This window comes from Methanopyrus sp. KOL6, assembly GCF_002201915.1.
In the GTDB taxonomy this organism is placed as follows: Archaea; JAADCQ01; Methanopyri; order Methanopyrales; family Methanopyraceae; genus Methanopyrus.
Genome location: NZ_CP019470.1, coordinates 382,054 through 395,401 on the forward strand (window position 1 = coordinate 382,054; position 13,348 = coordinate 395,401).

Genomic DNA, 13,348 nt, shown 5'->3' on the forward strand with positions numbered 1-13,348 from the left:
GGATGTTCCGATCTATCAGTGGACGTTTCAGTAACACTGTTCAAATATTTTATGAAGAACTTAGGCGCGTCGTATCGAATGATCATAGCGCATGGACCGAAGGGAACGCCAGTTTAGGTATGAGTAGTCGCGGAATCTGAGTGAAGCAACGTGGGCCTTCACACGGTAGGATCATCCCACTCAGATATCCTATCCGTCACTTCTTCGGCTTCCCTGACTATTCGAGAGGCTCGCTGCAAATCACCATTTGCCAACGCTTTCAATGCCCTGTACAAGTACGAAGTTTCAATAGCAGCCAGGGCGCGCCGTACCTCGTTACGTGCGTATTTTTCAGCAGCTTTTGCGAACCCTTTCAAGGATAGTCTGGAATCTAATTTCATTCCGCGAAGGTACCATTCCGCACGTACTTTTCGGGCATGAGGTACGCCGGGGACTTCCTTCTCTGGCTTGATTACGATCCCCTCAAGCTCCTCTTCTTCAACCCGATTCATAAGTTTACGTGCCACTTGCTCTGCCTCTCCGAGATCACATAAAGTGCTAGGAACGGGCTTTATTCGATCACCATCGATTATATCAGACAGCAACTCATATTGCCGCGTTTTAGGTTTTTGAATAGTGATTTCACCGTCATACATATCCAGTTCGTATACGTAGTATACGGGCTCCGAGTCCTCAGGCTCGTATGCGGCAAGATCGTCCAGAACGCTTAGAATATCTCGAAGTATTTCGACGGCGTCCGCCGGCACGTAGTCCTTGTCATGAGCGATAGCCGTGAGTCGTTCAATCTCTCCGTGTAACCTCTGGAATTCATCGTCGTCGGTCAGTTTGACATCGGACAGCCTGCGTTGGATAGTGTAGAGCGTTCTCACGTGACGGCGGACCTTAGACAGCCTGTCGAAGAGTTTTCCGAGCCAAGCTCTCGGAACCCGCTTGCGGCGGGGATTCAAGGTGTACTTAGACATGAGCCGGACGTGGTAATCTATGTAGTCGAGCGTCTCGTTCCACAGTTCAAACACCGAGATTCCGAATAGGGACAGCGGCAGTAGTTCGCCCTCGACGATCGTGAGGGAATGCTCCGACGGATCGAGCACCGATTGGACGTACTCCTCGACTTCCTCAACTCGGACCCAACTTCTGGTATGGGCTATCACGGGTTCGCCGAGTTCACTTTCGAGCACGCGGCCGAGCACTACCCGCACGTTCGTACCATCTTTTTTCTCCTCTATCCGAAGGGATTCGTTCGAACTTACGTGTTCTAGCTCCGTGGTGTACAGTTTTACGGTGTATTCGACGGTTTCGGGCAGCGTGGCGGGCATCGTACGCGAGAACGTCAAGCGAGCTTTCGGCGGTAGCAGTGGCCGCTCGCCCGAGGGCGTCTCGATCGTCTCAATATCGCTCATGCTCATTTCGTCCTCCCCGACAGCAGGTCGGACGGCGATAATTCTGTGAAGTCCGGGACGACGATCACCTCGTGATCGATCCCAAGTTCCTCGGCCACTTCGGGCAACTCCTCCTCGAGGACTTCGCCGACGCGGTCATCCTCTTCGCGCACTAGAACGAGGCGTTTGGCCCTAGATTTCCGGACGTATTCCTCGAGCTCCCTTCGGGCCCGCTCGACGGATTTCACTAGCCCCTCGGGTAGTTTTTCAGGCAGGTTGGGGTTTACCTTCCGATAGTCTTCCGGCACCAACGGCCCTCCGGTCTGCACGATCGGAGCGTCTACGAGCTCTCTCAGGGCTTTACGCTCTCGCCCCCTTACCACTACTAGCACGGAATCCTTGAACAGGTCATCTAGGTCGCGCTCTGTCTCCTCCTCGATGCCGACGAGCTCTAAAACTGATCGTAAAATTTCATCCAACGCTTTGGCTACCTCCCGAGCCCTTTCACCGCGTAGCACGTGTTCCGGAGCGGACTCGACTAGTGCGTGGTCCAGCTCTACGGCTCGGTGAACGATCCTTCGGACGACCTCTTCGTCCAGCCGAAGCTCGTCGACGTCCGTGACAACCGTTATACGTTCTGACCGCTGGGAGACAGCGCGACTGAGGAGTTCTTCGAGCCTTTCAACCCGTGTCAACGTGGATCCCCCGATGACGAGTGAGCTGTTAGCCGAACACTATTATGGGGAGAGGATGGCTGGCCGAGGGTCACCACCATCCCTCCTTCAGGACGCGCACTGGCCTCGCCCCTGTGAGTGAGAAGCCGCTGCGCTCTACCTCTACGAGTACCGGGGTGCCCTCGGAGCCACTCCCTTCGACTATATACTCTCCAGGAAGCGTGTTCGCGGCGATGTCGTGACCTATCACTACCTCAACGCTACCTTCCTCCTGGACCTCTCTGAGCACGACCCCGAAGGTCCAAGTCCGGCTAAACTTCCTCCTCACCCAAACCGTAGCTGCCGCCACTCCCAGGGCCGGTAACCCGAACACTATGAACCCCGGTAAGACCCCCTCAAGCGGCAGGACGAGCTCTACTACCGGAGGTACGTTCGTCAGTATCGCGGACAGTACGACGAACCCTAGGATAATAAGTGTGGAATGCCAGTACGGTCGCCAGTGGAGGTCCTCTGAAGGTGAGACGCGGCGGAGCCATCCAAGACTGAAGGTCGTGACGAACACTGATATTACGGCCAAAGCTTCCCACAACATCACGGGCGGTGCCACTATCTCCTCCAGGATTACGAAGACTACGGTCGCGAGGAGGGAAAACTGTAGCACTAAGGCGGGAACGTCCCACGGCATTCTAGGGGCCGCTGCGACCCGCTTACCGCGTATCTCTACGTCTTTGAAGGGTACTTGGGGCAGCTCCGGTAGCAGTACCTGACCCTCTCTCACCATCTCCATGACCGTCTGGAACTTGAATGCGGACTCTTCGGCCGTCCTGATGAGTTGCGAGGTGAATTTGGCGGAGCGTTTCGGACCCTCTTTGAGCAGCTTCACTATTATCCAAGGCAAGTTCACGGTCACGTAGCCGACGGCTGCGGTGAACTTCCACACGAATCGCCCGATCCGCTCGAGCACCAAGTCATTCCTCCCCGCCGAGCTCGTCGCGGTAAGCTTCGAGCAGTCGCTCCTCCTTACCTAGTACTTCAGCGGCGGAAGACACGTTGTCCGATTCCTCGTAGACCTCGGACAACCGATCACGGTAGTTCTTGTCGCGGAGCAGATGATGATCGAGGATTATCTGACCGGATCTCGAGGCCAACTTCCGCAGGTTCTCTACTGCCTTCTTCAGATCGTCCGAGGAGAATCGGAAACCGAGTAAATACGTCGGTGGGCCGCTGATCAGCACCAAATTCGGATCGCGTTTTAGGATCCACTCCAACGCAGGCTCGTACACGGGACCCTGGACGTCTGAGGCGTGAACGATCACGCGGTCACGGTGCGTTATCCTCAACCCGAGAACGTACCCTAATTTCGTTCCTTCAGGCCCGTGCGGGAGTGGCGGCGAGAACTCAAGAACCGTCTCGCCGAACTCAAACCTCTTACCGTCGGCGAACTCGTAATCGACGCCTAGCTCATCCAACCCCTCAATCAGTGCCTGAGCTCTACCCGCCTGGCTCCGGTTGATGTCCTCTGTAGGATGCTTCATCAGAATCAGCTTATCTCGGTAAAGCTCCTCAGCCGTTCCAGGGTCGCAAGCTTCGTACTCCCGGTCGGTGAACGGTGTGTAGTGATCGTAATGGTAGTGCGATATCGTGACCACGTCCGCTCTGTCGGCAACACACTGGATACGCCCTCGCACTTCCTCAAGTGCTTCCCACTCCTCCTCTGATGGAGGTAAATTGTAGCGTTTCGGAGGAATTGACACCCCAGGATCCACCAGTACGGTCACGTCCGGCGTCTCGATCAGTGTGGCCATCGACCTCACGCCGAGGCTCTCGAACCCTAGCGGAATTATCCTAACGTTCCCGACTTTCAATCCGGATGACGACACGGTCAAGTACCCCAGGGGTCGTCATCCTTGTTCGTCGGCCTACCTCGATCTCTTCATCCCGGCCTCGGAGTGGTCGCAGGATCGTCATAGTGAGGTCAGCGGTTGTTCGCTTCTTCATCGGCCGTGTATCTCACCTCTACGACCGGTGTTATGTTTCTGCCGGACTTGTCGTAGAACTCCAAACGGTCCGGAGTGTACGGGTACGCTGCGATCGCGTGGACGGCACCCAACCTCTTGAACAACATCAAATCATCCTCCGAGGGTACCGGATCACCATAAGAGTGGGAGTGAAACGTTCCGATTACGTCTCGGGTATGAACGGAGAGGAGATCGAAAATCGCTCCGGAATCGGAAGCTTCGAAAGGAACTACGATCAGTGAATCTATCGTGATAGTTTCCGCGCTCATAGAACCTCCTAGCATTGCGAAAAACTCATCAGGGTGGTTTTTATCGCTTGCCTCGAGGAGAGAGTTCAAAAGTCTCGCGTCGAACTCTACCCTTTTCACGCCGGACAAGCCATCTTCCCTCCGTAGATCTCCTCAGCGGCGAGATTAGAAGGTCGATGATACGGCTAATACCGTACCAGCCCATCGCTGCGATCCCAGTGAAGACTAATATGCTGGCGATTATAGTCGTACGTGGTGATGGGAGCATTCGCGCGATCCTCTGCTGAGCTGCTTTGGTTGGATCGTAAATCACCCTAAGGTCGGCAATTTCGCGGATCTCCCTCTTTAGATCCGTATACTCCGAAGGCGGAATCTCGACGTCGATCGTGGCTGTGACGCCAACCACTACGAATCCGCTGGTGTACGTAATCCACCCAGAAAGCTCGTCGGCCAGTTGAGAGATTTTCGAAGGTGGAACGGACTTGAGATCTATACGGATGATCATCTTGGTGGACGATGAGAACCTGACGTCTTTGACGCCTGGGAGAATTTTGGGCACTTTAGACTCGAACCACTTCCGACGGTCTGATGGTACGGGCTCGCTCAGGGCGACTTCCAGCTCTAAGTATCGTCCGATGGGTTTCCCGTGGTACTTCTTAACTACCTCCAAAGCTTTGGGTAAATCCGGAGGCGCCGTACTCAACTCGACCGTCAGGTACCCATTCTTCTCCAGTCCAGCCACGACCTTTGGGATGTCCGAGAGCATGGGGGCGAGCAGGAAAAGTCCTACACCGGCCCCGATGATCGCAGCTCCGAGGGTGGTTGCTATTGGCGCCTTGATCCACCGCCCGACGACGCCGATAGAGTAAGTCAAGAGTGCGAGTAACACTGTCGTGAGGGCCGCGGCTGTCACGAATGCCGCACCCACGTGCCATCCCCCGGCGAAGTCCATGCGCAAACGTATTTAAATTCCGACTCACCCGCCGTGCCGGAGAACCCGTCTTTGGGGGCCGACGTCACTTGATCGAGAAAGTATTGGCAGATCTGAACCGGGTTGAGGGAGTGCATGGATCGTTGGTTGTCTCGAGCGACGGATTGATCATCGCGGACGCCGTGCCTCCGGATATCGACTCCGAGATTGTGGGTGCGATTGCGACGACCGTATACGGTTCTGGCGAGCGAGTCGTCGACGAGATGGATCTAGGAGATCTCGAACAGATGCTCATCGAGGCCACACACGGGAAGGTGATGATCGTAGACGTAGGGGAGGACGCGACGCTAGTCCTCGTCGTCGAGCCCGACGCCAACTTAGGACTTATCCGCCTCCGCGCTCAGGAGGCCGCTGAGGAGATCGCTAAACAGCTTTAATGGTTTCCCGAATCATCGCTAGGGAGCCTCGACCGTGATCAGAGACATCCTAAGAATTCTTAAAGATATTTTAAGCGGACGGGATGGTAAGGGAAGGGAGCTGGAAGAGGGGGCCAGAGGAAGAGCTGAAAGTTCGAAGGAGGATGGGACCACGAAAGTCAGAGATGAAGTGATCCGACGAGCGTTCGACGTCATCGGAGAGCAGCTCGATGTGGAGAAGCTCGTCGAGGAGGCCCGCAAAGATCTGACGTCGGCCCTGAACCGGGTTACCGAGTACTTTGGTTTAGAGAAGCTGGTTGTATTAGACGATTCTGGGAAGCCGATTGGGATAGTAGGAGACGGCCGAATGGAGAGTGGGCTAGTAAACGCAATTTACACGATACGTGAATCACTAGGTGAAGTTGATACTATTTTGGTAACCTCAGAAGACTCGACTAACTACCTGGCGCTGTGTCTAGACGAGTACGTAGTAGTGTGTGAATCTAAAATGACTTTGTCCGATGCTGATATCTTCATGCTTAAAAATGATCTTGGAAAAGTTATAGATGCCGCAGTCTCGGGACAGCAAGTGAAGTCTGAGATACCGTTCGTGGTTATCGACGAGCATGGTTTGGTGATCCTGTCGAATGTAGATCGATGTGAAGAAGTTGGAGCATTGGTCTCGCAGATGTACAGGTTCATCAAAGATTACGTGGAGGACTCGATCGAATGGATCAAGATGACCACCGGTGAGAACAAGACCCTAGCTGTAAAGCCTCATAACGATTTCCTCATAGCTTTCGTGGTGGAGTCAGATGTAGAGGACGCGGACGACGCGTGCGAGGAAACCGTTAAAACTCTTATCGAAAAGGTCGAGCGCGCCGTAGCCGGATCTCCGAGCCCTCCAGCCGAAAAGGGCGAGGGGTTAACCTGACTTGGCTGAGACGGAACTTCCTGAATCAGAAGCATGCCGTGTGGTATGTATGGCATCAGGTAAGGGAGGTACGGGCAAAACCACCGTAACCGCCAACTTAGGCACCGCATTAGCTGAGCTCGGTGCTGAAACTTACATCCTGGATGCGGATATCGCTATGGCCAACTTGGGACTGATCCTCCGAATGGAAGACGCCCCAGTAACACTGCATGATGTACTGGCAGGAGAAGCCGACATCGAGGAGGCCATTTACGAGGGACCTCACGGTGTTAAGGTGATCCCTGCGGGTATATCATTGGAGGGCATTCGAAAGGCCAATCCCGACAGGCTGAGGGACGTAGTCGAGTACATAATAGACGAAACGGACTTCCTGCTGATCGACGCGCCGGCAGGGTTAGGTAGGGACGCCATCACGGCACTCTCCGCGTCGACGGAGAGCCTCTTAGTGGTTAACCCCGAGATAGCGTCGATCACAGACGCTCTTAAGGTCAAAGCGGTAGCCGAGCGGGTAGATACCCAGATTACGGGAGCCGTCGTCAACCGTGTCACGAAAGATAAGACCGAACTGACGAAGGAAGAAGTCGAAAAAATTCTAGAAACTCCCGTAATGGTCGAAGTACCCGAAGATCCGGAAGTTCGAAGGGCCGCCGCATTTGGAGAGCCGGTGGTGGTCCGCAGTCCCAAGTCCGCGGCCGCACAGGCTTTCAAGAAACTGGCCGCGGAGCTAGTGGGTATCGAGTACGAGGTGCCCGTTCCAGACAAGGAGGGAGTGTTGTCCAAGGTCATTAAGGGCCTATTCGGACGGCGTTAGAAGCGGGCTTCCCATAACCTGTCCCCGACGTGGTGAACGTTGCGGACTGCTCGACCCCTCTCAGACCCTTCGATTTCCCTCGCACCCATCAAGGCTATTCCCACGGCGAGAGGCCGCCGGTTGCGCTCGTCGATGACGACAACACCATCACCCTCCTCGAACTCACCCCGCACTTCCACGATACCAGGCACCATGATATCTGCCCCGGAGGCCACCGGCCTGACGGCACCCATATCCACTATCACCACATGGTCGTAATTTTCCTCATCGAGTTGGAGGAGGGCATGGATCGTGGGAAGCCAACCCTCGTGCCGCTCGAAGGCCATTACCCTGTCGTCCTTAATCAGCAAGCGCTCAATGTCATCGTCCTTGACATACGCGACCTCCACGAGACCAGTGAGTACTTCGCGGAGACTCACCCCAGACGATACGCGTAACTCCTCCAAAACTTCCTGAAGGTCCTTCTCCGAGATCGGATGCCGACGGGAAACCTTCATCCGCCAGCTCCCCCAGCCGCACGGGGGTCGGACAGTTTGAGACCGCACGACTGTCTTAGGGACTTCTTGGACGACATTGTGATAGTGGAGTTGAAGACGGGCAAGACGTTGCGAGGTAAGTTAGTGTCTTTCGACGGACACCTAAACTTGGTGCTGGATGACTGCGTTGAGATAGATGAAGATTCCGAAGTTAGGCTCGGACGTGTATTGGTCCGAGGAGACAGCGTCACCTTGATATCACCCGCTGAAGTCGGGTGAGCTGCCAGGGGGAATGAGGTTTGGCGAAGGGAACCCCCTCCTTCGGTAAACGTAACAAGACGAAGACGCACGTCAGGTGTAGGAGATGCGGCCGCCGTGCGTACCATGTGCGGAAGGGGTATTGCGCAGCCTGTGGGTTCGGTCGCTCACGGCGCATCCGCCGGTACAGCTGGCAGAACAAGAAGGTGAACCGCAAGCGACGCCGCTAAGGGAGCCCAGGTAATGGCACGAGACGGACGACGGAAGTCACCTGTCGACGTCAGGATAATCGTGGAAGGAGCCGCCGACGCCGAAACGATATCTAAAGTAATCCAGCGGATGGCGCTCGGAGGAGAGTACAACATCACAGTGACATCCATCATCCCTACCACCCACGCCCATATCGCGCGACGGACCGCCGAAGGTGCGGACTTAGTGCTCATTGCCACAGATGCGGATAAGCCAGGTCGTAAACTGGCCAAGAAGTTTCAGGAAGAGCTGCGAGGCGTCGTAGGTCGAGTGGAACGCGTGAAGATGCCCATCGGACACGACGTGGAACACGTGGACCTGGAAATAGTGGAGAAGGAGCTCCGAAGCGCCTTAGTCCGCGCCGGCCTCAAAAGTCTCAGGGACATTAAGGAGCTGCGCGAGGAGATCAGGGAACTTCAAGAGGAAATCACAAAGAAGGAGGAACTCATCGAGGAACTCGAGGAGAAAGAATTGGAGTTGGAAGAGCTGCGCAAGAGACTAAAGGAGGTCGAAAAGGAAAAGGCGCTCCTTGAGGAGGAACGGGACAAACTACTGGATGAAGTCGAGCGGCTCAGAGACCGCCTCGAAGAGCTTGAAGAGAAGTTGAAATCCGAAGATCGTCTGAAGATCATGGACCTCGAGTCCGTGTGCGAAGAGGCGGGGCTGAGCACGGAGGACGTAGAGCCAGAGATCCTAGAGGAGCTCGGAGAAGAGCTCGAAATTCCGATAGTGGTAGGTCCTATCCGAGTTGCAGCACCATCTAGGGAGGATGCGGTCAGAGTACTAAAGATCTACAAGCTCGCCCGAAAGGTGGTTGATGGCGAGGGGGAAGAGGAAAACGAAACAACTCCAGGAGATCCTGAAGTCTGACGATTTCTTTCTAGAGAAGGTGGAGAAGCTAGAAGAAATCGCAGAAGGCGAACCATGCACTCTTGTCAGGCGTCAAAATGTCGAGTGGATAACCCACTTTCCCGGTCTAGCGTTCCATGCCGACTTCGAGTCCGAAGAGTACACACTGGTTGTTCACCGTATGGATTCGAGGGCCGTTCGAGAATGGCCGATTCCAGAGGCTGTCGAAGTCGTAACACACGATGAGGCCGATCGCCTAACTCCCGCCCGGGCCGTCGATGACGAGTCGGCGGCCCGCAGGGTGCCTTGTTATAGGGTGAAGAACGTTAACAAGGACGTTACGAGAGTACGTCTCTCCAAATCGAAGAGTGAGCTGATGTTCATTGAGGAGCTAGTGGAAGCTACCGAGCGGATACTTACAGAAGTCCTCCCACCCGAAGGCTCGGAGGCCGAGGTAGCATCCGACATCATAAAGAAGACCATGATTCGCGGCTTTCAAACGGCATTCGACCCTATAGTAGCATATGACGAGGGTGCCGGTGTGCCTCATCACCGACCGAGTCCCGAGGAGAAGACCTGGACGAAATGTGCGTTGGTGGATTACGGGATCAAGATGGTATACTGCACGGACATCACTAGGACCGTAGTGTCCGAGGGCAGGGCAGGAGATATCCTCGAAGTCGTCGTGAACGCCCTCGAGGAGGCACTCCGAGAACTTCAAGCGGGTGTGGACCCGAAGGAGCTCGAGAAAGAGCTGAGGGAGTGGATGGAAGACGAAGCGCCCGGATTCAAGTTCCCACACAGTATCGGCCACCATGTAGGAGTCACAGTCCACGAGGGTAGTCTCAGAGGTCGATTGCCGGAAGGTGCCGTGATCACCGTAGAGCCAGGGCTCTACTCGGACGAGTTCGGGATCCGCGTCGAAGAAATGGTGGTCGTCGGGAAGCGAAAATGCCGAACTCTAACCAAGCTTCCGCGGGTGTGGGAGCGTTGAGAGAAGTCTTACCGGGTATCCGAGTGCTGGGAAATCTCGGAGCCGCGGAGAAGGTTGTTAGGAGGTGTTCCGGTGGAAGCACGGTGATGGTGTGTGTGATCGGCAGTACCGAGATCAGCCGCGTTCCCGGTATCTCAGCCGCGGGTAAAACGCCAGAGTCAACCTTTCACACACCCGCAGGTGATGTCGAGTTGATTTACCACGACAGGATCATCAACGCTGAAGAGGTTCCACAGAATCCAGTGGGTGCTCCCTCACCCGCCGTGATAACGAAAGCCGTCGTGAACTTGGCATCCATTCCATTCCTGACGGTGGACGCCGGAGCAGCCGTGAAACCCGCTTGCCCTTACATCGACCTCGGAGGTGAGGTCGCGAGGGACTTCCGCGAAGGACCGGCACTATCGGAGGAAACCTACGACAGGCTACTAGAGTTAGGTAGAACGCTCGGTAAGGAGCTCACTCGCGATGTGGATTTCCTGACCGTGGGGGAGAGCGTGCCGGGCGGGACTACTACGGCGATGGCTGTGATGACGGCATTGGGCTACAATACTAGTGAAAAATTCGCGAGTAGCTCCCACGACTCCCCGCACGATATCAAGGAGCGAGTGGTGAAAGAGGGCTTGGAGGCGCAAAGAGTGGAACCGGGTGACTTGGACGCCCATGAGGCGATCAGGAGGTTCGGCGACCCTATGATGCCTGCGGTGATAGGCATTATTCACGGAGCCAGAACACCGGTGCTTTTGGCAGGTGGTACGCAGATGGCCCCCATATTAGCGTACCTGGCGGAGGAAGATAGGACGGACCCGGAACGGGTCTTCGTCGGAACTACCAAATATGTGGTCGAAGACGAGGATTCCGATATCGAGGGTCTGTTCCGGCAAGTAGGCGACTACGTGCTGTTCTCAGCGGATCCCGGGTTCTCGGAGTCCAAGTTCCGTGGGTTCAGGTTGTACGAGGATGGGTATGTGAAGGAGGGTGTCGGTGCCGGTGGAGCTCAGGTAGCAGCTGCGTTGAAAACAGAGGGAAAAATCACGCCGGAAGACGTTTTGAGGGAGTGCGAGCGAGTTTACGAACGATGGGTGGATGAACTTTAACTAAACAACCTTTCTATTAGAGTACGCTCAAACCTACGGTGCTCCAGGAAGTGATTATTAGGGTCTCTTATTAATATATAGACCAAGTAAGGATACAGAATCGGGAAGATAACAACCATGAGTATGTAAATTCCAAAGTTCCTGTAAGGTATTTTTCTGGAGAAAGATATGCATATATTCAGCTCATCAGCTAGCAATGATGCGATAGCACTTTCCTTCGCTTCATGCAGATAGAAATCTCGCATAAGCCTGTATGCAACGTACAGATATGCTACTCCAAAGGTGATCGTACCCAAAAATATCCACAAGATTTCATCTAAATGATCCATCTCTTCGATATTTTTTACTTTCTTGAATACGGCTAAGTAGCAGGACTTGGAGATGCATCCTGTACGATGCAATATCTCAGAAACCGTACGGAATAATTCCGAAGACCGCTCGAAGTGCTTGTTTCTCCTCCGAATGAGAGTATAGAATAACGCCGCATTGACTGCGAAGAAGGCCGCGAAGAACACCACCGTTCCCACGGTGAGGGCTGTTCCTCCGGCGGATACTATGGAAGCACTACTGGCTGTCGCCACGCTCACAGTAGCGATCACGGACACCGAGGCTGAGGCTAGTGGGCCTAGAACTACGACGACGATCCCGAGTGCGGGGTTCAGGATCATGTCAGTATCTTCCGCGCGCTTCAGGGACCGCTCCAGTTCTCGAAGCCACTCGTCGGTGGACATGCATCATCCTCCGCCGAACCTGTACTCTATGAAGCACGGGCCCTCCTCCGACACCATACACGGACCTACCGGATCCGTCGGAGTACATTTCGTGCCGAACAGCGGGCAGTTCCGGGGCTCAGCCAATCCTCGCAGTATCTTATCACATATACAGGATTCGTCGTGTCCCAGTGTGTAATCCGGGTGTATTCCGATCTCCATCGCGTCGTGGTCTGCGAGATCCTCACGCAGCCTCAACGCCGACTCTGGAATCGTTGGGAAACCCCGCCACGGCCTGTCTTCAGGCTCGAACGCCCTCTCTATCAGTTCCTTCGCGACCTGGTTCCCACTATCCTCTACGACCCTGAGATACTCGTTGGCAACCCCTACACGCCTCCTTCTGAGCATTTTAAGACATGCCAGTACCGCGATCAGGACATCCTCGGGCTCGAAGCCGGCGACCACGCACGGGAGCTCCCGGGCTACGGACTCGTATGGCTCCGTCCCGATGATCGTGGACACGTGGCCAGGACATATGAACGCGTCGAGACGACACTCGCCAGACTCCAGCAACCACTCCATCACGGGAGGTATCAACCGATGAGCCGACAGCACGTAGAAGTTGGAGGGCGGGTCATCGAGGAGCACAGCAGCGGTAGTTGGTGCAGTAGTCTCGAATCCTACCGCCAAGTAGAGGACATCACGATCCTCGGACTCGGCGATCTCCTCGGCCTTCCTAACGCTCTGGACCACTCTGACGTCCCCATCACACGAGGATAGGGATCCGACCGGGGTAGGGACCCTGTACACGTCCCCGAAAGCACACACCACCATGCCATCTTCCGCGGCTTTTACGGCCGCGGCAAGCTCTCCCGCGGTAGTCACGCACACGGGACACCCTGGACCGCAAACTAAACGGACGTTCTCGGGGAGTAACGATCTAAGACCGTGTTCGACTATGGTCCGTTCGTGGGACCCACACACGTGCATGATGGCCACGTCACGATCGAGGATCTCGGCTTCCCTACGGATTCGACGGACTAGCCTTCTCACGAACTCCCGACGCGTCATTTTCAAGCTCCTCCTCGATGTGCTTCAGGACTTCTTCCCAGATCTCAAGGGATGCCCGTGCTTCCTCCTCATCTAGCTTCTGAATCGCGAAACCTGTGTGGACAATGACCCAATCGCCCTCCTCCACGTCCTCCAGTAGACTTACATCGACTTCCTGTCGTACACCTCCGAAGTCCACCACAGCACGGTTGCCATCGAGCTCCACAACTCTCCCGGGGATCGCCAAGCACACGTCG

At 55.2% G+C, this 13,348-nt stretch carries 18 protein-coding genes; 8 read left to right on the forward strand and 10 right to left on the reverse strand.

Annotated elements, in window-relative coordinates; all coding sequences use genetic code 11:
• Positions 1–158 precede the first annotated feature (158 nt).
• The 6 genes from BW919_RS02120 to BW919_RS02145 form a co-directional block, all read right to left on the reverse strand.
• Positions 159–1,406: a hypothetical protein gene (locus BW919_RS02120; RefSeq protein WP_088335335.1), complete on the reverse strand. Its 1,248-nt coding sequence runs from the start codon at positions 1,404–1,406 to the stop codon at positions 159–161.
• Entirely contained in the window at positions 1,403–2,074 is a 672-nt protein-coding gene (locus BW919_RS02125) for a DUF2100 domain-containing protein (RefSeq protein ID WP_157665902.1), read from the reverse strand. Before BW919_RS02125 ends, BW919_RS02120 begins: the two co-directional genes overlap by 4 nt.
• Positions 2,075–2,144: 70 nt before the next feature.
• Positions 2,145–3,017: a DUF2101 family protein gene (locus BW919_RS02130; RefSeq protein WP_157665904.1), complete on the reverse strand. Its 873-nt coding sequence runs from the start codon at positions 3,015–3,017 to the stop codon at positions 2,145–2,147.
• A gap of 4 nt (positions 3,018–3,021) precedes the next feature.
• A complete protein-coding gene (locus tag BW919_RS02135; protein WP_198324640.1) occupies positions 3,022–3,933 on the reverse strand; it encodes an MBL fold metallo-hydrolase in 912 nt (303 codons plus the stop codon).
• Positions 3,934–4,028: 95 nt separating this feature from the next.
• On the reverse strand, positions 4,029–4,439 hold the full coding sequence (locus BW919_RS02140) for a Mov34/MPN/PAD-1 family protein (RefSeq protein ID WP_232452928.1): 411 nt from the start codon (positions 4,437–4,439) through the stop codon (positions 4,029–4,031).
• Complete coding sequence (locus tag BW919_RS02145; protein ID WP_088335343.1) at positions 4,381–5,247, reverse strand: hypothetical protein; 867 nt, start codon at positions 5,245–5,247, stop codon at positions 4,381–4,383. The genes BW919_RS02140 and BW919_RS02145 overlap by 59 nt, the downstream gene beginning before the upstream one ends.
• A 92-nt stretch (positions 5,248–5,339) precedes the next feature.
• On the opposite strand from BW919_RS02145, the gene BW919_RS02150 reads away from it, so the two are divergent.
• Genes BW919_RS02150 through BW919_RS02160 form a run of 3 tightly spaced genes read left to right on the forward strand, consistent with a single transcriptional unit; the run spans position 5,340 to position 7,411 of the window.
• Positions 5,340–5,687: a roadblock/LC7 domain-containing protein gene (locus BW919_RS02150; protein WP_088335345.1), complete on the forward strand. Its 348-nt coding sequence runs from the start codon at positions 5,340–5,342 to the stop codon at positions 5,685–5,687.
• Between the two features lie 34 nt (positions 5,688–5,721).
• A complete protein-coding gene (locus BW919_RS02155) occupies positions 5,722–6,600 on the forward strand; it encodes a hypothetical protein (RefSeq protein WP_088335347.1) in 879 nt (292 codons plus the stop codon).
• 49 nt (positions 6,601–6,649) lie between these two features.
• Positions 6,650–7,411 (forward strand): septum site-determining protein MinD, encoded by a 762-nt coding sequence (locus BW919_RS02160; RefSeq protein WP_088336469.1) that lies wholly within the window; start codon positions 6,650–6,652, stop codon positions 7,409–7,411.
• On the opposite strand, the gene BW919_RS02165 is transcribed toward BW919_RS02160, so the two are convergent.
• Positions 7,408–7,908: a PUA domain-containing protein gene (locus BW919_RS02165; RefSeq protein WP_088335350.1), complete on the reverse strand. Its 501-nt coding sequence runs from the start codon at positions 7,906–7,908 to the stop codon at positions 7,408–7,410. The two genes, BW919_RS02160 and BW919_RS02165, sit on opposite strands and share 4 nt — an antisense overlap.
• Before the next feature lie 36 nt (positions 7,909–7,944).
• Here BW919_RS02165 and BW919_RS02170 point away from each other — a divergent pair, with 36 nt between their 5' ends.
• Genes BW919_RS02170 through cobT form a run of 5 tightly spaced genes read left to right on the forward strand, consistent with a single transcriptional unit; the run spans position 7,945 to position 11,331 of the window.
• Positions 7,945–8,166: an LSM domain-containing protein gene (locus tag BW919_RS02170; protein ID WP_088335352.1), complete on the forward strand. Its 222-nt coding sequence runs from the start codon at positions 7,945–7,947 to the stop codon at positions 8,164–8,166.
• 20 nt (positions 8,167–8,186) lie between these two features.
• On the forward strand, positions 8,187–8,375 hold the full coding sequence (locus tag BW919_RS02175) for a 50S ribosomal protein L37e (RefSeq protein ID WP_011018593.1): 189 nt from the start codon (positions 8,187–8,189) through the stop codon (positions 8,373–8,375).
• Between the two features lie 13 nt (positions 8,376–8,388).
• Entirely contained in the window at positions 8,389–9,264 is an 876-nt protein-coding gene (locus tag BW919_RS02180) for a toprim domain-containing protein (RefSeq protein ID WP_088335354.1), read from the forward strand.
• Positions 9,212–10,237, forward strand: a complete 1,026-nt coding sequence (locus tag BW919_RS02185) for a Xaa-Pro peptidase family protein (RefSeq protein WP_088335356.1) — start codon at positions 9,212–9,214, stop codon at positions 10,235–10,237. The genes BW919_RS02180 and BW919_RS02185 overlap by 53 nt, the downstream gene beginning before the upstream one ends.
• Positions 10,234–11,331, forward strand: coding sequence for a nicotinate mononucleotide-dependent phosphoribosyltransferase CobT (gene cobT, locus BW919_RS02190; RefSeq protein WP_157665906.1), 1,098 nt, complete (start codon positions 10,234–10,236; stop codon positions 11,329–11,331). The genes BW919_RS02185 and cobT overlap by 4 nt, the downstream gene beginning before the upstream one ends.
• Here cobT and BW919_RS02195 read toward each other — a convergent pair.
• From BW919_RS02195 to BW919_RS02205, 3 genes are read right to left on the reverse strand one after another with little or no spacing between them, the layout of a single operon-like run.
• Positions 11,328–12,062, reverse strand: coding sequence for a hypothetical protein (locus BW919_RS02195; RefSeq protein ID WP_088335360.1), 735 nt, complete (start codon positions 12,060–12,062; stop codon positions 11,328–11,330). The two genes, cobT and BW919_RS02195, sit on opposite strands and share 4 nt — an antisense overlap.
• A 3-nt stretch (positions 12,063–12,065) precedes the next feature.
• Positions 12,066–13,112: a hydrogenase formation protein HypD gene (gene hypD / locus BW919_RS02200; RefSeq protein WP_232452904.1), complete on the reverse strand. Its 1,047-nt coding sequence runs from the start codon at positions 13,110–13,112 to the stop codon at positions 12,066–12,068.
• Positions 13,066–13,344 (reverse strand): HypC/HybG/HupF family hydrogenase formation chaperone, encoded by a 279-nt coding sequence (locus BW919_RS02205; RefSeq protein WP_088336470.1) that lies wholly within the window; start codon positions 13,342–13,344, stop codon positions 13,066–13,068. Before BW919_RS02205 ends, hypD begins: the two co-directional genes overlap by 47 nt.
• Positions 13,345–13,348 lie beyond the last annotated feature (4 nt).

Excerpts from the sequence above, each read along its gene's own strand:
- BW919_RS02120 (WP_088335335.1), bottom strand. The coding sequence starts at position 1,406 with ATGAGCATGAGCGATATTGAGACGATCGAGACGCCCTCGGGCGAGCGG.
- BW919_RS02160 (WP_088336469.1), top strand. The coding sequence starts at position 6,650 with ATGGCATCAGGTAAGGGAGGTACGGGCAAAACCACCGTAACCGCCAAC.
- BW919_RS02165 (WP_088335350.1), bottom strand. The coding sequence starts at position 7,908 with ATGAAGGTTTCCCGTCGGCATCCGATCTCGGAGAAGGACCTTCAGGAA.
- BW919_RS02180 (WP_088335354.1), top strand. The coding sequence starts at position 8,389 with ATGGCACGAGACGGACGACGGAAGTCACCTGTCGACGTCAGGATAATC.
- BW919_RS02185 (WP_088335356.1), top strand. The coding sequence starts at position 9,212 with ATGGCGAGGGGGAAGAGGAAAACGAAACAACTCCAGGAGATCCTGAAG.
- BW919_RS02195 (WP_088335360.1), bottom strand. The coding sequence starts at position 12,062 with ATGTCCACCGACGAGTGGCTTCGAGAACTGGAGCGGTCCCTGAAGCGC.
- hypD (WP_232452904.1), bottom strand. The coding sequence starts at position 13,112 with ATGACGCGTCGGGAGTTCGTGAGAAGGCTAGTCCGTCGAATCCGTAGG.